Genomic DNA, 22861 nt, shown 5'->3' with positions numbered 1-22861 from the left:
CATCCGAGACAAGGAGATCCATGACCGACCCGACCGACGTCGACATCCACACCGCAGACGAGGCAGCCTGGTGGCGCCAGGCGGCCGTCTACCAGATCTATCCCCGCAGCTTCGCGGATGCCGACGGCGACGGCATCGGCGACATCCCCGGCATCCTCTCCCGCGTCGACTACCTGGCCGAGCTGGGCATCGACGCCGTATGGCTGAGCCCGTTCTACCCGTCCGCACTCGCCGATGGCGGCTACGACGTCGACGACTACCGTGATGTCGACCCGCGCCTGGGCACCCTCGCGGACTTCGACGCGATGGTCGCCGCCCTGCACGAGCGCGGCATCAAGGTCATCATCGACATCGTCCCCAACCACAGCTCGAACCGGCATGCCTGGTTCCAGGAGGCGCTGGCCGACGGCCGTGGCTCGGCCGCGCGGGAGCGTTACATCTTCCGCGACGGCACCGGCCCCGACGGCAGCGAGCCGCCCACCGACTGGGAGTCGGTCTTCGGCGGGCCAGCCTGGGAGCGCGTCGACGACGGCCAGTGGTACTTCCACCACTTCGCCGTCGAGCAGCCCGACCTCAACTGGTCCCACCCGGAGGTGCGGGCGGACTTCCTCACCACGCTGCGCTTCTGGTCCGACCGCGGGGTGGACGGCTTCCGCATCGACGTGGCGCACATGCTCACCAAAGACCTCACCGAGCCGCTGCCCAGCCGGGCGGAGCTGGAGGCCATCGACAGCACCACGGGTCAGCATCCGATCACCGACCGTGACGACGTGCACGAGGTGTACGCCGAGTGGCGACGGGTCTTCAACGAGTACGACCCGCCCCGCACCGCGGTGGCCGAGGCGTGGGTGCAGACGCCGGAGCGGCGCGCCCGGTACGCGTCGGCGGAAGGGCTCGGCCAGGCGTTCAACTTCGACCTGCTGGAGGCCGACTTCGACGCCGCGGCGTTCCGCCGGCTGATCACCGTCAATCTCGCGCAGGCGGATGCCACCGGCTCGTCGACCACGTGGGTGCTCTCGAATCACGACGTCACCCGTCACGCCACCCGTTACGGGCTGCCGCCGCTGAACGGCAGGCACGTCAAGCAGGGCACCGAGTGGGTGGCCGCCGGAGGTCCCGAGGACCAGCTCGATCGCGAGCGCGGCCGGCGCCGTGCGCATGCCGCGACCATGCTGCTGCTGGCGCTGCCGGGCAGTACCTACCTGTACCAGGGGGAGGAGCTCGGGCTGCACGAGGTCGCCGACATCCCGCCCGCGCAGCGTCAGGACCCCGCCTTCTTCCGCGGTGGGGAATTCGACGGTCTCGGCCGGGACGGATGCCGCGTGCCGCTGCCCTGGACCGCCGAGGGCTCGTCGTTCGGCTTCGGCTCCAACGGTGCGCACCTGCCGCAGCCGGGCTGGTTCGCGCAGTACGCCGTCGACGTGGAGGCCGCGGACCCGGCATCCACGCTCTCGCTGTACCGGGAGGCGCTGCGACTGCGCCGCCGGCTGCAGACCGACGAGATGCTCGACTGGCACGACACCGGACGCGCGGACGTGCTGCGCTTCGCACGGCCCAACGGGTGGCAGGTGATCTCGAACTTCGGTACCGAGCCGTTCCCGCTCGGCCGCGATGCGGATGCCGTCGTGCTGGCCACCCAGCCGCTTCGCGATGGTGAGCTGCCGGGGGAGGCGACTGCCTGGTTGCGCCTCTGAGCTCTGAGCCGAACCGTCCACCGCAACCGCCCCTGCTTCCGGTATGACTTTCTGCCGCCAGTTCGGCTTCGAAGCGGCAGAAAGTCATACCGGAGCGAAAGGCGGGAGCGGGTGCGGGGGAGGCCGGATGTGGCGCGGGAGTGGAAGGGGACGGCGCGGCCTAGTTGATAATGGTTCTCATTAGCGTTTAAGCTAGGGGCATGCAGAAGACTCTCGGCGCCCTCGCGCTCGCCACAGCCACCGTCCTCGCCCTCTCCGGCTGCTCGTCGGCAGCCGGAGAGGCTGCGGACGACGGCAGGGTGCACGTCGTCGCGTCGACGAACGTGTACGGTCAGCTCGCAAGCGAGATCGGTGGCGAGCGGGTGGAGGTGACCAGCGTGATCGCCTCGCCCGAGAAGGACCCGCACTCCTACGAGGCGACCGCCCGCGATCGTCTCGCGGTGCAGAAGGCCGACCTGGTCATCGAGAACGGCGGCGGCTACGACGCGTTCATGACCGAGCTGCTCGAGGGCTCCGATGCCGCCGTCATCACCGCAGTGGACCACTCGCACGCGTACGCGGATGCCGAAAAGGCGCACGACCAGGCCGAAGAGGGCGCGGCCCACGAGCACGACGGACACGAGCACGACGGGGCCGGGCACGAGGGGCACTCGCACCTGGAAGGCGCCAATGAGCACGTGTGGTTCGACCCGCACACCGTTGCGCACGTCGTCGAGCAGATCGCCGGCGAGCTCACCGAGCTCGACCCGGACGGAGCGCAGGCGTACTCCGCCGCCGCAGCCGAGCTCACCGATGAGATCAACGGCATCGAGAGCGAGCTCGACGCCCTGCACGCCCGGCTCGAGGGCACTCCGGTGTTCATCACCGAACCGCTGCCCGGCCTGCTCGCGGCGGCCGCGGGCCTCGACGACGTGGCGCCCGACGGCTTCGCCTCCGCCGTGGAAGAGGGCAACGAGGTCGCCCCGGCGATCCTGCTCGAGTCGCTCTCCCTCTTCGAAGGCGACGCGGCGGTGCGGGCGGTGCTGGTCACCACGCAGACCGGCGGCAGCGAGACCTCTCGCATAGAGGACGCGGCAGCAGAGGACGGCATCCCCGTCGTGTCCTTCAGTGAGCTGCTCGAGGCCGATCAGTCGTACGCTGAGTGGATGCGCGCCGCGATCTCCGACCTCGCCGCAGCCCTCGCGTGAGCGGCAGCGGCCCCGCTCGGCGGCCCCCCGGTCGGGCGGCCGCTGCCCAGCCCGGCTCCTCCGCGGCGCCCGTGCTCAGCATCCGCGGCGCCTCCCTGCACCGCGACCGGCGGGAGCTGTGGTCAGGGCTGGATCTCGACGTCGCGCGCGGGGAGTTCCTCGCCGTTCTCGGGCCCTCCGGTTCGGGCAAGACGACGCTGCTGCGCAGCATCCTGGGCCTGCAGCCGCTCTCCGGCGGCAGCATCCGGGTCGACGGGCATCCCGCCCGGCGCGGCAACCGCCGCATCGGCTACGTGCCGCAGCAGCGCCCGCTGCCGCCCGACACGAGCATGCGCGCACGCGATCTCGTAGGCCTGGGCGTGAGCGGCAGCCGGTTCGGACTGCCCCTTCCGCGGCGCGGTGAGCGCGAGCGGATCGACGCCCTGCTCACCGGCGTCGGCGCGGCGCACTACGGCGAGCGGCCGGTGGGGCTGCTCTCGGGCGGTGAGCAGCAGCGGCTGCGGGTGGGTCAGGCGCTCGCCGACGACCCCACTCTGCTGCTGTGCGACGAGCCGCTGTCAGGACTCGATCTGGCCAATCAGCGCGGCATCACCGGGATCATCGACCGACAGCGCCGCGATCGCGGCGCCGGGGTGCTGTTCGTCACGCACGACATCAATCCGATCCTCGGCCTGGTCGATCGCATCCTCTACATCGCCGGCGGCCGCTTCGTCCTCGGCACGCCCGACGAGGTGCTGCAGAGCAGGGTGCTCACCGACCTCTACGGCACCCCGGTCTTCGTGCTGCGCGCGGGCGACCGCCTCGTCGTCGTCGGTGCCCCGGATGCCCAGGGCACGCACCACGCGCACGACGACGACTCGGTCGGGCACGACGCGGCGGGGGCGCACGCATGAGGCCGCTGCTCGACTGGTCGGACGTCTTCTCGTTCCAGGACTACGGCGAGCTGCTCGCGCTGCTGTCGAACTCGATCATCGCGGGTGCGGTGCTGGGCCTCGTCGGAGGACTGATCGGCGTGTTCGTCATGCAGCGCGACCTCGCCTTCGCCGTGCACGGGGTCAGCGAGCTCTCGTTCGCCGGCGCCGCGGCGGCCCTGCTGTTCGGCGGCAGCGTGGTCGCAGGCTCGCTGGCGGGCGCGCTGGTCGCGGCGATCCTCATCGGCGTGCTCGGCGCGCGCGCACGCGATCGCAACTCGATCGTCGGCGTGCTCATGCCGTTCGGCCTGGGGCTGGGCATCCTGTTCCTCTCGCTCGTCGAGGGGCGCACCGCCAACCGCTTCGGCCTGCTCACCGGTCAGATCGTCTCGGTCTCCAATCCCGACCTGGGCTGGCTGATCGGCATCTGCGTGGTCGTGCTGCTCGGGCTGTTGCTGATGTGGAACCCGCTGCGTTTCGACTCCCTCGACCCGGAGTCCGCCGCGGCACGCGGTGTGCCGGTGCGGGCGGTGAGCCTGGCGTTCATGGTGCTGCTCGGCCTGATCGTCGCGGTCAGCGTGCACATCATCGGCGCTCTGCTGGTGATGGCGCTGCTGGTGACGCCGGCCGCCGCGGCCATGCGCCTGTCGGCGGGGCCGGTCGCGGTGCCGGTGCTCGCGGCCCTGTTCGGGTTCGTCGCGGCGGTCGGCGGCATCCTGCTGGCGCTGGCCGGCACCCTGCCGGTGAGCCCCTACATCACCACCATCTCCTTCGTCATCTACGCCGGATGCTGGATCGCGCAGCGGCTGCGCAGGCGCGTCCGCCGCGTCTGAGACCGGGCCCGCGGACTGACCGGCCGCACAGGGTCGCGGCCTAGACTCGAGGCATGGCTCAGCGGAACACCTGGCAGCGCGAGCGAGTGCGTGACGCGCTCGCCGACGCACGCGGATTCGTGAGCGCGCAGTCCCTGCACGCCGAGCTGCGCCAGGCCAACACCGGCATCGGGTTGGCGACGGTGTACCGCGCCCTCGCGGGCCTCGCGGCATCCGGTGAGGCCGACTCGCTGCAGAGCCCCGAGGGCGAGGCGCTCTACCGGGCGTGCAGCAGCACCGGTCACCACCATCACCTCATCTGCCGATCCTGCGGTCTCACTGTCGAGATCGAGGGCAAGGACGTCGAGCAGTGGGCCAAGCGCACTGCGGCGCTGCACGGCTTCCGCGACGCCGAGCATGTCGTCGACATCTTCGGGCTGTGTGCATCGTGCGCGAACAGGCAGGATGCCGAGGGCGGGCGCCCGGCGACCGCCGGCGCTGCGGCCGCGGGTGTCGAGCCCGGCGTCGCCGCCGGGGGTCTTGCGTCCGACGCCGCTGTCGAGTCCGGCGCCGGGAGCGCTGACGGGGCGACGCGGTGACCTCCGCCCCCACGCACACGTCCGAGCAGGCGCCTTCGCTGCCGCACGCCCATCGTCATCCGCCCCGGCGCGTGCCCACCGGCACGGCGATCGCGGTCGGTGGGGGGATCCTCGCGGCCCTCGTGCTCATCGACCTGTTCGCGCCGGCGCTGTTCCCGAGCGCGCTCCCGGAGCGCGCGCAGGACGGCCTCACACTCGCCCTGAGCGTGCTGATCGAGGCGCTGCCCTGGGTCATCCTCGGCGTGGTGCTCTCGATCGTCGTGCAGGTGTGGCTGCCGGCCGACGCCGTGCAGCGCTGGTTGCCGCGCAATGCGTGGGCGCGGCGCGGCGTGCTGTCGCTGCTGGGCATGTTCGTGCCGGTGTGCGAGTGCGGCAACGTGCCCTTCGCCCGCGGGTTGATGATGCGCGGCCTCGCCCCGGCCGAGGCGATGACCTTCCTCATCGCCGCACCGATCGTGAACCCCATCGTCATCCTCACCACGCACGCGGCCTTCGGCTGGGACGGCGGCGTGCTCGTGGCCAGGTTGGTGGGCGGGTTCGTCATCGCCAACCTCATCGGCTGGATCCACAGCTTGCGCCGCGACCAGCAGGCGCTGCTCACCGAGCGCTTCGTCGAGACCTGCGCGCACGTCGCGCACGAGCCGGGCAGCCCGGCCCGGCGCAGCCTGCTGCAGTTCCTCATCGAGCTGCGCGCCGTGATGCCCGCGCTCGTGATCGGCTCGGCGCTCGCCGGTGCAGTGCAGGTGCTCATCCCGCGCGACGTGCTGCTGGCCATCGGGTCAAACCCGGTGCTGTCGATCGTGGCGATGATCGCCCTGGCCATGACCGTCGCGATCTGCTCGAACGTCGACGCCTTCTTCGCGCTGTCGTTCGCGTCCACCTTCTCGTCAGGGGCGATCATCGCCTTCCTGCTGGTGGGTCCGCTCGTCGACGTGAAGATGCTCGCCCTGCTGCGCACCACCTTCACCGCCCGCGTGCTGGCCGGGGTGGTCGGCGTCGTCGTGCTCTCGGCCTGCGTGATCGGGATCGGGGTGAACGTCCTTGTCTGATCCGACTGCGCAGCGGCATCACCGGCTGCACGCGCTCGCGACTCGGTGGCTCGGGGTGGGGCTCGCCGCGGTCATCTCGGTGGTCACCCTGGTGCTCGCGCTGACCGGGCGCCTCACGCTGTACATCAGCCCGGAAGCGGTCTGGTTCGCTGCGGCCGCCGCCGCGGTGACCCTCATCGCCGCCGTGTGGTCGTGCACCCTGCCGCTCGGCGCCGAAGGCGATCACGATCACACTGCGGATGCGGGGGGAGCGGATGCCACTGCGCACCGACGCCGGATGCTGCAGACCGCCGCAGTGGCGACCGGCGGCGTGATCGCCTCCGCGGTGGTGCTTGCGGGGCTCGTGCTGCCGCCTGCATCGCTCTCGGCGCAGCTGGCCCTGTCGCGAGCCGGCGAGTCGCCGACGCTCTTCGCGGGAGCGGACGACGTCGAGCTGGGCATCGCCGACACGACCACGTTCGGGGTGGGGGACTGGTCGATCGCCTTCGCCAACTCCACCCGGCCCGAGAAGTACGACGGCGCGCCGGTCACGCTCACCGGGTTCGTGACGCCGGCGAAGGAAGGCGACGTCAACCTCACCCGCATGGTCATCTCGCACTGCGTGATCGACGCGCAGCCGGCCTCCGTGCCCGTGTCGGGGAAGGGCCTGGCTGCGGACTACCCGACCGGGCAGTGGGTGCAGGTCACCGGCACGGTGCGCGCCGCGGATGACGGCACGCTGAGCATCGAATCCGCATCGGTGAAGCGGATCGACGAGCCGAAGGACCCGTATGAGTACTGACGGATCCGACGAGCGACCGCTCACCAGAGCAGAGCTGCGGGCGCTGCGGGCCGCCGAGCCGGCGGCATCCGCTCCCGCCGCACACGGAACGGAGGCCGACACTCCGGATGTCGGACGGATCGCCGCGGAACGTCCGACATCTGGCGTGTCGGCCCCCAAAGCGGACTCTTCAGAGCCCGCACCGGCCCCCGAAGCGGACTCCCCAGAACTCGGTCCGCCCTCCGCCCCCGACCGCCGGTTCACGCTCGCGCTGCTGTCGGTGCTGGGCGTGCTCGCGATCCTCGCGGGTGTGCTCGGCGTGGTCAGCCTGGTACAGGGACCGCGGCTCAGCGCCGTGCAGGTCGATCCCGCGCAGGCGATCGAATCCTCCGGCACCCGGGTGATCCTCACCGCCAACCAGACGCTCGATCCGATCGACGCCGAACAGGTCAGCGTGCAGCCCGCGGTGCCGTTCACGGTCGATGCCGCCGGGCGCAGCATCGGGGTCCGCTTCACCGTGCCGCTGCACGACGAGACGACCTACACCGTCTCGGTGGCCGGCGTCTCGGCTGCCGGCGGCGGCGAGCCCACCGCCCTCACCACTCGCTTCACGACGCCGGCCTCGCAGATCATGCTGCTGCAGCGCGACGCCGATGGCGACGACACGATCTTCCTGTCCGATCTCAGCGGCGAGAAGGCCGCGCCTGTCTTCCAGCATCCTCGCATCAGCGACTACCGCGCGACCGGCTCGCGACTTGTCGTCGCCGTCGAGGAGGACGCCGGTTCGCGGCTGATCGTGATGAACCGCGACGGCTCGGATCAGCGTGAGCTGAAACTGCCCGGCGAGGGCTATGTGTCATCGGTGCAGGTGTCCGACCGCGCCGGCCTGGTCGGGTACAGCTACTCCGACCGCGACCTCGACGAGACCTCCGGACGGGCGAGTGTGCTCGTCACCCAGCCGCTGAGCGGGGCCGGCGAACCGCGCATCGCAACGGTGGGCGATGCTGAGGTGAGCGTGGCCGACTGGCGCTTCGTGCCGGACTCCTCGTCGCTGCTGTTCATCGACTTCGACGGCGCGCTCAGCGTCGAGGACCCGACCACCGACGCCGGCGCGCAGCCCATGGGCACGGCGGCCAGCATCCTCGGCGTGAATCGCGGCACCTACACCGCGCTCGTCGAGCGAGCCGACGGCAGCTTCATCGTGCTCGATCTCACCGACGGCACCGAGCAGCCGCTGCCGCCGTCCGACCCCGACTACGGTGACGCGGTGGGGATCGAGGCCCTCCCTGTGGGAACCCTGCGCCATATCGTGCAGCGTGACGAGGAGGGGATGCCCACCGGTCAGGCCGTCGTGCGCGTGGACGAGCAGGGCGCCGCCGCTGTGATCGCCGAGGTGAGCGGGACCGACTCGATCCTGCAGACCTGCGCCTCGCCGAGCGGACAGTACGTGGCGGTGACCACGGCGCCCGATCTCGCGAACAACGCGTACGACGATCTGCTGCTGCCACTGCCCACGACCATGCACACCGAGCTCATCGACCTCGTCGGCGATCGCACCCTGCCCACGCTGAACGGCTTCGACATCTCCTGGTGCCGAACGGCTCCGCTGCCGTGAGCGTCGCGCGTTCCGATCTGCTCGATCTGCCGCTCGAGGTGGCGCCGCGGCTGCTGGGCGCCGAGCTGCGCACCGTCGTCGACGGGATGGAGACGGCACTGCGCATCACGGAGGTCGAGGCCTATCACGGACGCGGCACCGGCACGATGCCCGATCCGGGCTCGCACGCGCGGATGGGACCGACGGCCCGCAACGCGACCATGTGGGGCGAGCCTGGCCACCTGTACGTCTACCTCAGCCACGGCATCCACTCCTGCGTGAACGTGGTGTGCGGGCCCGACGGCACGGCGGGCGGGGTGCTGCTGCGCGCCGGTGAAGTGACCGCGGGAATGGATGCCGTCGCCGCCCGTCGCGGCGTCGCAACGCCCCTGACTCGAACCGCGCGGCGCGACCTCGCCCGCGGGCCCGGACGCCTCGGACAGGCGCTGGGCCTGCGCCACGCCCTGCACGACGGCATCGACTTCGTCACGGGCGCGGAGATGAACGGCGCCACCGCCACACTGAGCTGGGGGGAGCCGGTGCCGGACGTGTCGGCGGGCCCGAGGGTCGGCGTGGCGGGCGTCGCCGGCACGATGGCGTTCCCCTGGCGGTTCTGGATCACCGGCGACCCGACGGTCTCGCCGTTCCGGTGGGGGCGGGGAGCGCAGCAGGCCGCGCTGGACGGCGGAACTGCGGTCGAGCGCTGAACTGCGGTCGAGGGCTGAAGCGCTGAGCCGCCGCTCAGGAGGGGGAGGCCGCGTCGGCATCCGGGTGGCTGTCGACGTCCGCGCTGTCATGCACCGCACGGCATCCGCACGACTCCCGGATGCGCAAGCGTGTGGTGAACGCGCAGTGCCCGGGCTGATCGCGACCGCCCAGCAGGATCCGCACCGCCGTATCGGCCATCTCCGCGAGCGGCTGCACCGCCGTGGTCAGGCGCGGCCACACGAAGTCCGCCGACGCCGTGCCGTCGAACGACACGATCGCGATGTCCTCGGGCACGCGGATGCCGCGCTCGCCGAAGGCGGCGAGCATGCCGATCGCGATCTGGTCCGAGGCGGCCAGCACCGCGCGCGGCAGGTGCGGCAGCTCGGTCAGGTGCACTGCGCCGTCGTAGCCGCCCTGATACGTGAACGGCACGTGCACGAGCGGACCCAGCGGCAGCCCCGCCGCGCTCAGCGCCTCGCGCCAGCCGCGCTCGCGCTCGTCGTAGCGCGCTGCGCTTCCCACGAACGCGATCTCGCCGTAGCCGTGACCGATGAGGTGATCGGTCGCCTCGTGTGCGCCGAGCGCGAAGTCCACTCCGACGCTGTACATGCCGTCGGTCTCGCCGAACTGGCCGATCACGACGGTCGGGATGCCGAGCGCCTCGACCAGCGTCTGCTCGCGGGCCGTCAGCACATCGGCGATGATCAAGCCGCTGATCTGCCGCGAGACGATGTCGCGGATCTGCTCGGAGGTGGCCACCTGCTCGCGGTCGGAGTTGACGATGAGCAGCGACCGGCCCTTGTCTGCGCTCGCCTGATCGAGCATGTGGCAGAGCTCCGCGAAGAACGGGCTGCGGTTGTCGTGCACGAGCAGGCCGAACATGTCGGCCGTGCCCATCGACAGCGCGCGCGCCGCCGCGTTGGGGCGATAGCCGAGCACACGCACCGCGTCGAGCACGCGCTCGCGGGTGAGGGGCGCGACGGCCTTCGGCCCGTCGTTGAGCACATAGCTGACGACGGCCGTGCTGACGCCGGCGTATCGGGCGACGTCGGCCCGGGTCACTGACCGCGGTCGGCGGTCAGCGTGCATTCGGTTGTCCCATATCGGGAATCATAAGCCGCTCGCCTCCACGCCGTGCGGACTCATGGGCGATCACGCCGGGCAGGGTGAAGCGCGCCGCCTGCCACGCGTTCACCGGGGGAAGGGTCCGGGTCTGGACGGCGCGCACGAAATCGTCGACGAGGAAGTGATGGCTGCCTTCGTGGCCGTTGTGCAGCCCCTGCAGCTCTTCGGGGATGCGGGCGCGGTCGTGCGCGTGGATCTCGGCGTAGCCCGAGACGAAGGCATCGCGCAGCGCCGGAGCGACGTGGGCGAGCGCCGGATCGTCCACGGATGCCGTGGCGTGCGTGTCGATCAGGTGCGAGATGTCCTCGTAGCCCTCCCGCGTCTGCCACACCGTCGTGCGCGCGAGCTGCTCGAACGACCCCTCGGTGCCGAACCAGCGGAAGCGGGATTCGCGCAGATGGGAGGGGTAGCCCACCCGCCGGAATTCGTTGATGCGCATGGACCCGCCGCCGGCGACCTCGAACAGGGCGGTGGCGTTGGAGAAGTCGTTGTCGAACTGGCTGACCTGCCGGTCGAAGACCCCGTCGCCGCGCTGGTCGCTCACCCCGATCGCCGACACGGCGACCGCGTGCGTGGGCCAGGCGCCGAGCACGCCGCCGATGGAATGCGTGGGGTACAGCAGCGGCGGGTAGCTGGCTGTGCTCTTCCACCGCTCGCCGCCGGAGTACTGGTAAGCCTCGTAGAAGCCGAGGTCCATGTCGTGCACGTAGTCGCCCTCGCCGTAGAAGACGCGGCCGAACTCCCCGGCGGCGAGCTTCTGCCGCGCGAAGACCGTGGCGGGGTTGTAGTAGCTGGTCTCGCCCATCATGTACGTCAGGCCGGTCTCGCGGACGGCGTCGATGATCGCCGCGATCTCCTCGACCGAGACCGCCATGGGCACGGCCGAGTAGACGTGCTTCCCGGCGCGCAGCGCTTTGACCACGAGGGGCCCGTGGGTCCAGCGCTGAGTGAAGATCGCGACGGCGTCGATCGACGGCGACGCCAGCATCTCGTCGAACGTGTCAAAAGTTCCGGCGAGACCGGCGGATGCCGCGAGGTCAGAAGCGCGTGCGGGCACCACATCCGTGACGTGGACAGCGGAGACGCCCGGATGATGGTGGAAGAGGGTGGCGAACTGGCCTGCGAACTGGCCCGCGCCGACGAGCCCCATGCTGAACGCCATATGCGCAGTCTTCCATCCGCTGTTAACGGGTGTCAACTGGGACCAGGGACCCCGAAACCTTGCCCCTCAGTAGGGTTTCGGGATCCCTGCTTCCCCAGTGGGTCTACGCGGGTAGACTAACACGAAACGCCGCCGCGCGCATCCCGTCATTCGACTTCTCCCGGGGCGGTCGGGCAGGAGAGCGCCGTCCGTGCTAAACTGACTCCTTGTCTGCGCGCTCTCCTGTGCGCAGTTCGTACCCCCTCACCATTCGTCCGGCTCGTCGAGCCTGCCGATGGGGGTGCAGACAAGGGATCTTGGGTGAGGCCGTCCGGCCTCACGGTAATGAAGGAGTCATCACATGGCAGCAGTGTGCCAGGTGACCGGAGCTGTTCCCGGCTTCGGTCACAACATCTCGCACTCGCACCGCCGGACGAAGCGCCGCTTCGACCCGAACGTGCAGAAGAAGACCTACTACGTGCCCTCGCTCGGTCGTAAGGTCACCCTGAACGTGTCCGCCAAGGGCATCAAGGTGATCGACGCGCGCGGCATCGAGAGGGTTGTCGCGGACCTCCAGGGGAAGGGTGTGAAGCTCTAATGGCCAAGAAGGCTCAGGACATCCGTCCGATCATCAAGCTGCGCTCGACGGCGGGCACCGGTTACACCTACGTGACCAAGAAGAACCGCCGCAACACCCCGGACCGCCTCGTGCTGAAGAAGTACGACCCGGTCGTTCGCAAGCACGTCGAATTCCGCGAGGAGCGTTAATCATGGCGAAGAAGAGCAAGATCGCTCGCAACGAGCAGCGCAAGGACGTCGTCGCCCGCTACGCCGAGCGTCGCGCCGAGCTGAAGAAGACCCTGGTCGACCCGAACGCCACCGACGAGGCCCGCGAGGCCGCTCGTGTCGGCCTGCAGAAGCTGCCGCGCAACGCGTCGCCGGTGCGCGTGCGTTCGCGTGACGCCATCGACGGCCGCCCCCGCGGTGTGCTCACGAAGTTCGGCATCTCGCGTGTCCGCTTCCGTGACATGGCGCACCGTGGCGAGCTGCCCGGCATCACCAAGTCGAGCTGGTAAGCATCCGCTGAGAAGGGGCGAGGATCTTCGGATCCTCGCCCCTTTCTGCGTCCCCCGCACGTGCGCTGCCCCTACGGTCGGGCGCGCCGCACTCGCGTTCCGTCGGAGAACGCAGGCAGGGGAGGATCCTCGCTGCACAGCGGTCCTCCCCTGACAGGGTTCTCCTCCCGAGCGTTCGTCCTGCACAGCGGTGCGGCCTGCGTACTTGTGCACGCAGAGCGTCTCCGGCGCATCGCCGGCCTCCCCGGCGCGGCACGCTCGAGGGATGGAAGTCCTTCAGGCGCTGCAGCAGACCGACGGAGTCGCCCGCATCGAGACGCTTCGGCGCCTGGGTGTGTCGGCCCATCAGCTCAGGCGGGCTCGGGAGAGTGGGCTGATCTTCTCGGTCAGGCGAGGATGGGTTGCTCTTTGCAACGCCGATCGGATGCTGGTTGCCGCAGCGAGACGCGGAGTGGTTCTCAGCTGCATCACGCTGGCGGAACGGCGCGGACTCTGGGTGCTCGATGCCTCCAAACCGCACGTGGCCGCACCGTCCCACTCCGGTCATGCCGCCGTTTCGAAGGGTGTCATCCATTGGAACAGGCCGCTGTTCCCGCGGCATCCGGATTCATGCGAGGACTCTCTCGAGAACGCTCTCGTGATCGCCGCACGATGCCAGCCGTTCGAAACAGCGCTCGCGCTGTGGGAGTCTGCCCTCAAGAAGTCGCTCGTCGATCCCGTCGTCCTCGGACGTGCACCTCTTCCACCGCACGCAAGGGAGATGCTTGAGCAGGCCACTCCCTTCGCTGACGCAGGCACCGAGAGCATCTTCCGCACCAGACTGCGCTGGCTGGGTCTGCCCATCACACCGCAGGTGTGGCTGCTCGGCCATCGCGTCGACTTCCTGATCGGAGAGCGACTGGTCGTGCAGATCGACGGCGGGCACCACGTGGATGAGCAGCGGTCCCAGGACATCGCCCACGACGCGCTGCTGAAACTGCACGGTTATCACGTCATCCGGATCAGTTACACGCAGCTGATGGATCGGTGGCCCGAGGTGCACGCCCTCATCATCGCCGCCATCGCGCAGCGCCTGCACCTGGCCGCATGACTCCTAGCCCGGTTGGGGAGGAGAACTGCCGGAGGGAGGAGGCTTCCTGCCCGAATGCCCGCCCGACGGTGAGAAGTCCTCCCGAGCAGGCGGCGCCGCCTCGCGCTCGATGCCGCGAGCACTGCAAATCTGTGACTGGAGTGGCTGAAGTGACTGGAAGTCACCGGAAATCAGCCCGAAACCCGCGAAATGACGCGGAATCACCGGTCGGGGTTGGTATGTTCAAGGCGGTCGATCGACCGACGAGGGTCTCCCTCGAAATCAACACGATGCGACGGACCTTCGTCGCTGGAGGAGTGACATGGCTGACAAGTCCATCACCAAGACCGAGCTCGTCGCGAGCATCGCTTCGGCCACCGGCGAGAGCCAGGCCACCGTCTCGCGCGTTCTCGACTCGCTGTTCACCTCGGTCTCGGATGCCGTTGCCAAGGGCAGCAAGGTCTCGATCCCGGGCTGGATCGCGTTCGAGCAGGTCGACACCGCCGCCCGCACCGGCCGCAACCCCCAGACCGGCGCCGAGATCAAGATCCCGGCCGGCAAGCGCGTCAAGGTCACCGCTGGCTCCAAGCTGAAGGCAGCCGTCAAGTAAGACCGCTCGCCGCACGTGAAGGCCGTCCCTCCGGGGGCGGCCTTCCGTCGTATCCGCCGTAGGCTGGAAGGGTGAATCCGTACCGTCTCGCCGGCCTGGCGACGCTCGTCGTCGGCGCGGTCGTCGGGCTCATCGCAGCGCTCGTGGTGGGCGGCGGAGCCGTGCCGCCCAAGCTGCTCGATCCGGGCCCGATCGTCATGTGGGGCCTGCCGGTCGTCAAGCTCGTCACCAATCTCGCAGCGGCCGCCATGCTCGGCTCGCTCGTGCTGGCGCTCTTCGGCCTGCGCGCGGGAACACGCCCCTTCGAGACTGCCGTCGACACGGCATCCGTCGGCGCCGCCGTCTTCACGATCGGCTCGGGTCTCACCGCCTTCCTCACCTTCATGGCGGCGTTCAATCCGAAGCTGACGGCCGATCGCTCGTTCGGTGAGCAGTTCGGCCGCTTCCTGCTCGAGCTGCCGCTCGGCCAGGCGTGGCTGATCACCACCCTGATGGGCGCCGTGGTCACGCTGCTGCTGTTCGGCTGGCGCTCGTGGACCGGCACCATGCTCACCGCCGTCCTCGCGGCCGCGGCCTTCCTGCCGATGGCCACGCAGGGGCACTCGGGCGACGTCGCCGGTCACACCGTCGCGGTCAACGCGATCCTGCTGCACACGATCGGCGCCGCGGTGTGGATCGGCGGGCTGATGCTGCTCGTGCTGCTGCGCCACCTCGACACCCGCGCGGGCGGCGTCGCCCGCGGCAGGGGTCGGGACAAGAAGGCACGGGATGCCGGCGTCGACGTGCCTCTGCTGGTCTCGCGCTACTCCTCCCTCGCGCTCGCCGCGTTCGCCGTCGTCGCGTTCTCGGGGGTGGCGCGCACCGTCGTCGCCCTGGGGGAGTGGAGCGAGCTGCTCTCGCCCTACGGGCTGATCGTGATCGGCAAGACGATCGCCCTGCTCGCACTGGGCGCGTTCGGTGCCTGGTACCGCCGCCGCCTCATCCCGCACCTCGACGGCCCGCGCCAGCGCCGTTCGTTCTGGACCCTCATCCTCGGAGAGCTCGTGCTCATGGGCCTCGCCTCCGGCGCGGCGGCCGCGCTCGCGCGCACGCCGCCGCCGCAGGGGGAGGAGGCGCCGGCCGTGCAGACACCGGCGCAGCGCCTCACCCGTGTGCCGCTGCCGCCCGAGCTCACCCTCGACCGCTGGTTCAGCTCGTACGACATCGACGTGCTGTGGATCGTCGCGGCGGCCTTCGGCGTGTTCCTGTACATCGCCGGCATCCTGCGGCTGCGCCGCCGTGGCGACTCGTGGCCGGTGCACCGCACGATCTTCTGGATGTCGGGCCTGCTGCTGCTGGTCTGGGTAACCTGCGGACCCATCAACGAGTACCAGGAGTACCTGTTCAGCGTGCACATGGCCGGGCACATGCTGCTGAGCATGGCGATCCCCGTGCTGCTGGTCGCCGGTGCGCCCATCACGCTCGCGCTGCGCAGCATCCGAAAGCGCGACGACGGCACCCGCGGCGGGCGCGAGTGGATCCTGTGGGCGGTGCATTCGCCCTACTCGCGCTTCATCACCCACCCGTTCGTCGCCGCCGGGATCTTCGCTCTCTCGCTGTGGGCGTTCTACTTCACCGACCTGGTGCGCTGGGCGATGTACGACCATCTCGGCCATGAGTGGATGATCATCCACTTCCTCATCTCGGGGTACCTGTTCGCGATGACCCTGATCGGGGTCGATCCCATCCCGTACCGCCTGCCGTACGCGGGCCGGCTGATCACGCTCATCGCCGTGATGGCCACGCACGCCTTCTTCGGCATGGCGATCATGATGCAGGAGGGCCTGTTCGTCGCCGAGTGGTTCGGGTCGATGGGCCGCACGTGGGGCCCCACCCCGCTGGAGGATCAGTACATCGGCGGCGGCATCGCGTGGTCGGTGGGCGAGATCCCCACGCTGATCCTGGCGATCACGGTCGCCATCCAGTGGTCGCGGTCGGATGACCGGCTGCAGCGGCGCCGTGACCGGCACGCCGACCGCACCGGCGACGCCGAGCTGGAGGAGTACAACGCCCAGCTCGCCCGGCTTGCCGAGCGCGACCGCGAACGAGCCTGAGTTCAGCCCTCGACGGCGGAGCCCTCGCCCTCCGGCGATCCCACCCGGATCGACACCGAGCCGTCCGGCAGCACGGTGATCGTGCCGTTCACACGGAACGGGACGTCTTCGGAGACCGTGCGCACCGAGCCGTCGAAGAGCGACTGGATCTGCACCTCGATGTGGGCGACCGCCTCGGTCGCGGGCACCGCCCAGTCCGCGCCGTCCGGCACGACGGCGATCGTCGGCTGGCGGATGATCGACCACTTCGGCACCGTGTCCGGCGCGAGCCGGTTGTGCACCTGCAGCCCGAACGGGCAGCGCGTGGGCTGCAGCACCTCCTGCGTCGCGCACTCGGTGAGGAAGTTCTCGACCTGCTCTTGCACCACCTTGACGAACTTATCGGTCGGCTCGGCCTGCACCTCGATCGGGGTCCGCGCCAGCGCGGTGTCGGCGAGCACGCTGACCCCCCGCGTGGCCGAGATCGCCGTATCGACCGTGACCGAGTACACCCCCGGCGTGAACACGAGCAGGTGCAGTGGATCCAGCGGTGCGGCCTCTGCGCCATCGACCGAGACCTGCCGCCGATCCACCGTGAAGCCGTTCACCGCGAACACGTCCGAACCGAGCACGGTCAGCTCGATCTCCGCCAGCGGGCTGCGGGTGAAGCGCCAGTTGGGCGTGACGCCCACCCAGCCGTCCTGCGCTATGCGGAAGGTGGACGACCCCTTCACCCCGGCAGCCCGGTAGCCGACCGTGATCTCATGCACCTCGCCGTCCTGCTTCTCGGCGGTGACCTTCACGTCGCTCAGCGGTGCCAGGGCGGCGCGGCGCAGCAGTGCCTCCGAGGCCCCCGGGTCGATGCCCGCATCCTGCAGCACGGCGAGATCGAGCGAGACACCCGGCACCTTCAGCGCCTCGCCCGAGCGGCCCGTGGCCAGCAGGTCGAGGTAGCGCTGCACGAAAGCCGAGGGGCTGTAGAACTGCTGATACAGCGACATGCCGCCGGCGGCGATGGCCGTGAACAGCAGCACCCCGATGAATGCCAGCAGCGTGAGGTCGGCGCGCAGCCGCGACCGGGCGCGCGGGCTCGCTCGCCCCCGTGACACCCGCCCCTGCATCATGGCGCTCAGTCTAGAGAGCAGCACTGGGACGAAGCCGAGGGCGCGACACGGGGACTTAACATAGGGGGCGTGTCCGTGTCGCTCTCCGAAGAACAGCAGGCGCTGTTCCGACTCATCGAGGACACCGACGAGCACGTCTTCATCACCGGCCGCGCCGGAACGGGGAAATCGACGCTGCTGCAGCATTTCGCGTGGAACACCGAGAAGCAGATCGCGATCTGCGCGCCCACCGGCGTCGCCGCGCTCAACGTCGAGGGCCAGACGATCCACTCGCTGTTCCGCCTGCCGATCGGGCTGATCGCGGAGAGCGAGATCGAGCAGTCGGATGCTACCCGGCGCATCCTCAATGCCATCGAGACGCTCGTCATCGACGAGATCTCGATGGTCAACGCCGATCTCATGGATGCCATCGACCGGTCCCTGCGCCAGGCGCGCGGGAAGCGCGGCATCCCGTTCGGGGGTGTGCAGGTGGTGATGTTCGGCGACCCGTACCAGCTCGCGCCCGTGCCGCCCCGCGGCGACGAGCTGCGCTACATCCAGGACCACTACCGCTCGTTCTGGTTCTTCGACGCGAAGGTGTGGACCGGCGGGCGCCCTTCGACAGGCTCAGGGACCCATCCTGAAGAGGTAGCGCTCGATCTCGGCGTCCACGGCGCCCGGCTGCATGTGCACGAGCTGGTGCACATCCACCGCCAGTCCGACGACGGCTTCAAGGCGATGCTGAACGCCGTGCGCTACGGGCGGGTGACCGCCGAGATCGCCGGCATCCTCAACGAACGCGGCGCGCGCACGCCCCCGGAACCCGAGCTGGGCGAGGTGCCGATCATCACGCTCGCGACGCGCAACGACATCGTCAACAGCATCAACAGGCGGCACCTGGCGGCCCTGCCCGGGCGCGAGCAGACCGCGCACGCCGAGGTCTCCGGCGACTTCGGCCGCGGTGAGGCGAACTACCCGGCCGACGCCGAGCTGAAGCTCAAAGTCGGGGCGCAGGTGATGTTCCTGCGCAATGACACCGCCCTTCCCGGTGAGCCGCCGCGGTGGGTGAACGGATCGATCGGAACGGTGACCCGCATCCTCGGCGGTACGGTGCGCGTCGAGGTCGACGGCGACGAGTTCGACGTCGAACCCGCCGTCTGGGAGAGGTTCCGCTACGCATACAACCCCGGCACGAAGACCCTCAGCCGCGAGGTCGCCGCCGAGTTCACGCAGTTCCCGCTGCGCCTGGCATGGGCCGTGACGATCCACAAGTCGCAGGGCAAGACGTACGACCGGGCCGTCGTCGACCTCGGCTCGGGTGCGTTCGCACCGGGTCAGACCTACGTGGCCCTGTCGCGACTGACCTCGCTCGACGGGCTGTACCTGTCCCGCCCGCTGCGGCCGAGCGACATCCGCGTCGACGAGGACGTGCGCCGGTTCATGCGCGAGGCATGGGAGGCCAAGCAGGCCGAGAAGGTCGAGAAGGCGCAGCGGATGCCATGACCGGCGGCCTTTCAGCATCCGCACCCTAGACTCGGAGAATCCATCCCCGGGAGACACGTCACATGCATCTTCGCTCGTCGCGCCGCGTGCGCGCAGTCCTGGGCGGCGCGCTCGCCCTGGCTCTCGCACTCACCGGCTGCTCCGCGTCGGAGCAGGAGTTCAGCTACACCCCGCCGAAGCAGGTCGATGGGGCGCTGCCCGACGATGTGACGGGGCAGCTGCAGGCGGCCGTCGAGCAGGCCATGGCCGCCAGCGGTTCGAGCGGCGCGATCGTGGGCGTCTGGGTGCCGTGGAGCGGCCAATGGGTCGCCGGCCTCGGCACGCAGGGCCCGGACGGTCCCGAGGTCACCGCCGACATGTCGTTCCGCGTGGCGGACGTAACCCGGATGATGACCTGCGATGTGCTCTACGGCATGGCCGACGACGGCAAGGTCAAGCTCGACGCTCCCGTGCCGAAGTACGTCTCGGGAGTCGCCGACCTCACCGACATCACCCTGCTCGATCTGTGCAACGGCACCAGCGGGGTGGGTTCGTCAGAGGCGACGGTCAAGGAGTACTGGCTGAACACGCCCGGTCGCGAGTGGGCGCCGATGCAGCTGGCGAGTTTCGGGCTGGGCTCCAGTCGCGGCCCGGCGCACACGGCGTACCGTGACTCCGATGCCGGCTACCTGATGCTGGGCACCGCCCTCGAGCGCATCTCCGGCCGCAGCGCGTCCGAGCTCATCGCCAAGTACGTCACGACCCCGCTCGAGCTCTCGTCGACTTCGCTGCCCTCGCCGCGTTCGGCGCCGCCCACGCCCGCGCCCGCTCTGAAGGGCACCTACCTCCCGCCGGCCGAGGGCGGTGGCGTCGACTGCGCCGCTCCGATCGACATCACCGAGAGCTCCTCGAGCATCGGCTACACCGACTCGGGCGTGGTCTCGACGATCACCGATCTGGGCCGCTACACGCAGGCCGAGGCTCGTCAGGCGCTGCGCAAGAAGAACGCAGAGCCGGCCCGCTTCGCCGCGCCGCTGCCCGCCAGCTCGAAGGCGCCGAGCTGGTATCAGGCGACGGGGGGCGCGTTCCTGGTCGGCTCGATGATCGGTCAGCAGGGATGGGTGCCCGGTTATGCGACGGCCGCATACTCCGACCCGGCGACCGGCTTCACCGTGGCGGTCACCCTGAACGGCTCCACCGCGGGCAGCTCTCCCGCCGCCTACCTCGCCTGGCAGCTCGCGGCGATCGCCTCGAAGTCGCCCGCCGCCGAGGGGCAGGCCGCCCCCGACTTCGGCCTGCCGTTCACCGCCGAGCAGTACGGGCAGACCATCGCGGACACGGCGATCTGCCCCGCTGCGGGGGAGTGACCGACGAAGGCGAATGCGTCGGCATCGCGTGAAAGGATGAGAGGGTGCGTCCGTCTCGTCGTATCCCGCTGCTGCGTGGTCTCGTGGGCGGCACCGTCGCGACGTTCGTCGCGCTGACCTCGCATGTCTGCGGCGGGGGGCAGCTGCCCGGGATGCTGGGCATCGTCATCCCCTGGCTGCTGTCGTTCATGGTGTGCACCGTGCTCGCCGGCATCCGGCTCTCGCTCAGCCGGCTGACCCTGTCGGTGATGCTGTCTCAGGCGCTGTTCCACATCCTGTTCGTCCTGGGCGCCATCACTCCGCGCGGCGGATTCGCGCCGCACGTGCACGGGATCGGAGCACTCGGCGCGATGAGCTCCGTGGGCACCGGGGCAGTGCTTCCCGACGCGGCCATGTGGTGCGCGCACGCCGTCGCCGCCGCCCTCACGGTACTCGCGCTGCATCGCGGTGAGCGCCTCGTGCACGGCCTGGTGGCGATCGCGAACACGATCGTCGGCTGGCTCCGCCGGATGCTTCCGTCGACCGTGCGATCGGCGCCGGTATCGGTGCGGACGATGTGGGCGGCGCACCCCGCACCACAGCGCGAGAACCCGACGCTGTCGACGCTGCGCCGACGCGGGCCGCCGCCGCTCTTCATCTGATCCACGCAGCAGCACCCGCTGCGAGAGCGCGACCCCGACCGGAGTCGCGCCTGCTTCCGATGAAGTCGCCGCTCAGCGGCCACCAGAAAAGAGTTCTCATGTTCCGTACCCGCATCCGCACCCGTATCGCGACCGCCGTCGCCGCCGCAGCCGTGGCCGCCTCCCTCGCCGTCGCCGCACCGGCATCCGCCCACGACACGATCGTCTCGAGCACGCCGGCGGCCGACGCGCAGCTCACCAGCGCCCCCACCGAAGTCGTGCTGACGTTCTCGAACAACCTGCTCTCGCTGGACGAGAACAGCGGCACCGCGATGACCGTCACCGACGAGTCGGGCAAGGACTGGGTCGCCGGCGAGCCGGAGATCAGCGCCGACACCGTGACGGTTCCGCTCGCCGAGGGCATGCCGAACGGGGCGTACCGCGTCACCTGGCAGGTGGTCTCCAGCGACGGCCACCCCACGTCGGGGGAGTACGGCTTCGCGCTCGCCGCTGCGCCGCCGGTCGAGACAGCGACGGCGCAGCCGACCGAGACCGCCGCCCCGGCGCAGACCGGCACCCCGAGCGAGACGGCGACACCCACCGCCACCGTCGAAGCGGATGCCACGCCGTGGCCGCTGCTGATCGGGCTGGGCGTGGTGGTGCTCGTCGCGATCGTCCTCGCCGTCGTCATGGCGGCACGCCGCCGCCGCTGACGCCACTGCTCGATCGGTGCCGTCCCCGCTCCGGTGATACCGTCGGGCCGGGGCGGCGCCGAGCGGCGTCATCCCGCACACGACCCGAGAGGCACGGCATGACGATCGTCGACAATGGCATCTACGTGGACGGGGTGCGCACCGCCAACCCGCGCACCCTTGACGAGACGTTCGAGCTCATGCACGCGCGCGGTGGGATGGGCTGGATCGGGCTGTATCGTCCCAGCGAGGACGAGCTGCACGCCGTGGCCTCGGAGTTCGGGCTGCACGAGCTGGCCGTCGAGGACGCGCTGCGGGGGCACCAGCGGCCCAAGGTCGACCGCTACGGCGATCACCTCTTCGTCGTGCTGCGCCCCGCGCGCTACCTCGACGCCGAGGAGGAGGTCGAGTTCGGCGAGGTGCACGTCTTCGTCGGGCGTGATTTCGTGGTCACCGTGCGTCATGCCGAAGCTCCCGACCTGGGCCGTGTGCGCGCGCGGCTCGAGGCGGATCCCGAGCTGCTCTCACACGGTCCCCCCGCGGTGCTGTACGCCATCCTCGACCAGGTGGTCGACGACTACGCACCGGTGCTCACCGGCCTCGAGAACGACATCGACGAGATCGAGAGTCAGCTCTTCGTCGAGGATGTCGACGCCACGCAGCGCATCTACGGTCTCTCGCGGGAGGTCATCGACTTCCAGCGGGCAGCTCAGCCGCTCACCGACCTGGTCGCCGCGCTGCTGCAGCAGGAGCCCCGACGCGCGGAAGAGCCCGTCGTGGAGGCGGATGCCGAGCTGCAGCGCCGACTGCGCGACGTGCAGGACCACACCATCCGCGTGGCGGAGCGCGCGGCGACGTTCCGTGCGGTGCTCGACAACGCCCTCACCGTGGAGTCGACGATCGTCGCACGCCGGCAGAACGACGCGATGCGGCGGATGACCGAGGAGAGCATCCGGCAGGGCGATCAGATGAAGCGCATCTCGGCGTGGGCGGCCATCCTGTTCGCCCCGACCCTGATCGGCGCGATCTACGGCATGAACTTCCGTCACATGCCCGAGCTCGCCTGGCCGGCGGGCTATCCGCTGGCGCTGGGAGCGATGGCGGCGCTCGCCGGGGGCCTGTACCTGGGCTTCAAGCGCAAGGGCTGGCTGTAGCTCGCGGCCGCGTGCGAGTGTGACGCCGCGGTGCGC

General features: G+C 70.2%; 22 protein-coding genes and 2 pseudogenes. 21 read left to right on the top strand and 3 right to left on the bottom strand.

Features of this window, described 5'->3' with window-relative positions:
* Positions 1-20 precede the first annotated feature (20 nt).
* The 9 genes and pseudogenes from WFG93_RS02050 (at position 21) to WFG93_RS02010 (ending at position 9313) form a co-directional block, all read left to right on the top strand.
* Positions 21-1694 carry a glycoside hydrolase family 13 protein gene (locus tag WFG93_RS02050; protein ID WP_336644650.1) on the top strand — a complete coding sequence of 558 codons (1674 nt, stop codon included), beginning with the start codon at positions 21-23 and terminating at the stop codon, positions 1692-1694.
* A 200-nt stretch (positions 1695-1894) separates the two neighbouring features.
* On the top strand, positions 1895-2881 hold the full coding sequence (locus WFG93_RS02045) for a metal ABC transporter solute-binding protein, Zn/Mn family (protein WP_336644649.1): 987 nt from the start codon (positions 1895-1897) through the stop codon (positions 2879-2881).
* Positions 2882-2952: 71 nt separating this feature from the next.
* Positions 2953-3774 carry a metal ABC transporter ATP-binding protein gene (locus tag WFG93_RS02040; protein WP_336644648.1) on the top strand — a complete coding sequence of 274 codons (822 nt, stop codon included), beginning with the start codon at positions 2953-2955 and terminating at the stop codon, positions 3772-3774.
* The gene (locus WFG93_RS02035; RefSeq protein WP_336644647.1) at positions 3771-4625 is read left to right on the top strand and encodes a metal ABC transporter permease; all 855 of its coding nucleotides are present in this window, start codon (positions 3771-3773) and stop codon (positions 4623-4625) included. The genes WFG93_RS02040 and WFG93_RS02035 overlap by 4 nt, the downstream gene beginning before the upstream one ends.
* A 53-nt stretch (positions 4626-4678) precedes the next feature.
* A pseudogene (locus WFG93_RS02030) lies at positions 4679-5077 on the top strand (Fur family transcriptional regulator); the annotation flags it as partial.
* A 197-nt stretch (positions 5078-5274) separates the two neighbouring features.
* Positions 5275-6252 carry a permease gene (locus tag WFG93_RS02025; RefSeq protein ID WP_442928226.1) on the top strand — a complete coding sequence of 326 codons (978 nt, stop codon included), beginning with the start codon at positions 5275-5277 and terminating at the stop codon, positions 6250-6252.
* Entirely contained in the window at positions 6245-7033 is a 789-nt protein-coding gene (locus WFG93_RS02020; protein ID WP_336644646.1) for a TIGR03943 family putative permease subunit, read from the top strand. Before WFG93_RS02025 ends, WFG93_RS02020 begins: the two co-directional genes overlap by 8 nt.
* The gene (locus WFG93_RS02015; protein ID WP_336644645.1) at positions 7023-8627 is read left to right on the top strand and encodes a hypothetical protein; all 1605 of its coding nucleotides are present in this window, start codon (positions 7023-7025) and stop codon (positions 8625-8627) included. Before WFG93_RS02020 ends, WFG93_RS02015 begins: the two co-directional genes overlap by 11 nt.
* Positions 8624-9313: a DNA-3-methyladenine glycosylase gene (locus tag WFG93_RS02010; protein WP_336644644.1), complete on the top strand. Its 690-nt coding sequence runs from the start codon at positions 8624-8626 to the stop codon at positions 9311-9313. The genes WFG93_RS02015 and WFG93_RS02010 overlap by 4 nt, the downstream gene beginning before the upstream one ends.
* A 34-nt stretch (positions 9314-9347) precedes the next feature.
* On the opposite strand, the gene WFG93_RS02005 is transcribed toward WFG93_RS02010, so the two are convergent.
* A complete protein-coding gene (locus WFG93_RS02005; RefSeq protein WP_336644643.1) occupies positions 9348-10376 on the bottom strand; it encodes a LacI family DNA-binding transcriptional regulator in 1029 nt (342 codons plus the stop codon).
* A gap of 16 nt (positions 10377-10392) precedes the next feature.
* Entirely contained in the window at positions 10393-11601 is a 1209-nt protein-coding gene (locus WFG93_RS02000) for a Gfo/Idh/MocA family protein (protein ID WP_336644642.1), read from the bottom strand.
* Positions 11602-11941: 340 nt separating this feature from the next.
* On the opposite strand from WFG93_RS02000, the gene rpmB reads away from it, so the two are divergent.
* From rpmB to WFG93_RS01970, 7 genes and pseudogenes are all read left to right on the top strand, one after another.
* Positions 11942-12178: a 50S ribosomal protein L28 gene (gene rpmB, locus WFG93_RS01995; protein ID WP_336644641.1), complete on the top strand. Its 237-nt coding sequence runs from the start codon at positions 11942-11944 to the stop codon at positions 12176-12178.
* A complete protein-coding gene (gene rpmG / locus WFG93_RS01990; RefSeq protein WP_045250846.1) occupies positions 12178-12348 on the top strand; it encodes a 50S ribosomal protein L33 in 171 nt (56 codons plus the stop codon). Before rpmB ends, rpmG begins: the two co-directional genes overlap by 1 nt.
* A 2-nt stretch (positions 12349-12350) precedes the next feature.
* Positions 12351-12656 (top strand): 30S ribosomal protein S14, encoded by a 306-nt coding sequence (gene rpsN / locus WFG93_RS01985; protein WP_336644640.1) that lies wholly within the window; start codon positions 12351-12353, stop codon positions 12654-12656.
* A gap of 265 nt (positions 12657-12921) precedes the next feature.
* Positions 12922-13041, top strand: a pseudogene (locus WFG93_RS13970) (type IV toxin-antitoxin system AbiEi family antitoxin domain-containing protein); the annotation flags it as partial.
* Between the two features lie 135 nt (positions 13042-13176).
* Entirely contained in the window at positions 13177-13746 is a 570-nt protein-coding gene (locus WFG93_RS01980) for an endonuclease domain-containing protein (RefSeq protein WP_336644639.1), read from the top strand.
* Positions 13747-14047: 301 nt separating this feature from the next.
* Complete coding sequence (locus WFG93_RS01975) at positions 14048-14335, top strand: HU family DNA-binding protein (protein ID WP_336644638.1); 288 nt, start codon at positions 14048-14050, stop codon at positions 14333-14335.
* A gap of 71 nt (positions 14336-14406) precedes the next feature.
* The gene (locus WFG93_RS01970) at positions 14407-16428 is read left to right on the top strand and encodes a cytochrome c oxidase assembly protein (RefSeq protein WP_336644637.1); all 2022 of its coding nucleotides are present in this window, start codon (positions 14407-14409) and stop codon (positions 16426-16428) included.
* Positions 16429-16430: 2 nt separating this feature from the next.
* On the opposite strand, the gene WFG93_RS01965 is transcribed toward WFG93_RS01970, so the two are convergent.
* Positions 16431-17531, bottom strand: coding sequence for a hypothetical protein (locus WFG93_RS01965; protein WP_336644636.1), 1101 nt, complete (start codon positions 17529-17531; stop codon positions 16431-16433).
* Between the two features lie 69 nt (positions 17532-17600).
* Between WFG93_RS01965 and WFG93_RS01960 the strand changes: the two genes are divergently transcribed.
* The 5 genes from WFG93_RS01960 to WFG93_RS01940 all read left to right on the top strand — a co-directional run bounded on the left by WFG93_RS01960 (position 17601) and on the right by WFG93_RS01940 (position 22825).
* On the top strand, positions 17601-19013 hold the full coding sequence (locus tag WFG93_RS01960) for an ATP-dependent DNA helicase (RefSeq protein ID WP_336644635.1): 1413 nt from the start codon (positions 17601-17603) through the stop codon (positions 19011-19013).
* A 62-nt stretch (positions 19014-19075) separates the two neighbouring features.
* Positions 19076-20359 (top strand): serine hydrolase domain-containing protein, encoded by a 1284-nt coding sequence (locus tag WFG93_RS01955; RefSeq protein ID WP_336644634.1) that lies wholly within the window; start codon positions 19076-19078, stop codon positions 20357-20359.
* Between the two features lie 44 nt (positions 20360-20403).
* Entirely contained in the window at positions 20404-21000 is a 597-nt protein-coding gene (locus WFG93_RS01950; RefSeq protein WP_336644633.1) for a hypothetical protein, read from the top strand.
* 98 nt (positions 21001-21098) lie between these two features.
* Positions 21099-21692 carry a copper resistance CopC family protein gene (locus WFG93_RS01945; protein ID WP_336644632.1) on the top strand — a complete coding sequence of 198 codons (594 nt, stop codon included), beginning with the start codon at positions 21099-21101 and terminating at the stop codon, positions 21690-21692.
* Between the two features lie 98 nt (positions 21693-21790).
* Positions 21791-22825: a magnesium and cobalt transport protein CorA gene (locus WFG93_RS01940; protein ID WP_336644631.1), complete on the top strand. Its 1035-nt coding sequence runs from the start codon at positions 21791-21793 to the stop codon at positions 22823-22825.
* The last annotated feature ends 36 nt before the right edge of the window (positions 22826-22861 follow it).

It is taken from the genome of Microbacterium sp. USHLN186 (assembly GCF_037145155.1).
Classification (GTDB): domain Bacteria; phylum Actinomycetota; class Actinomycetes; order Actinomycetales; family Microbacteriaceae; genus Microbacterium.
This window is presented reverse-complemented; position numbering and strand designations above follow the sequence as displayed.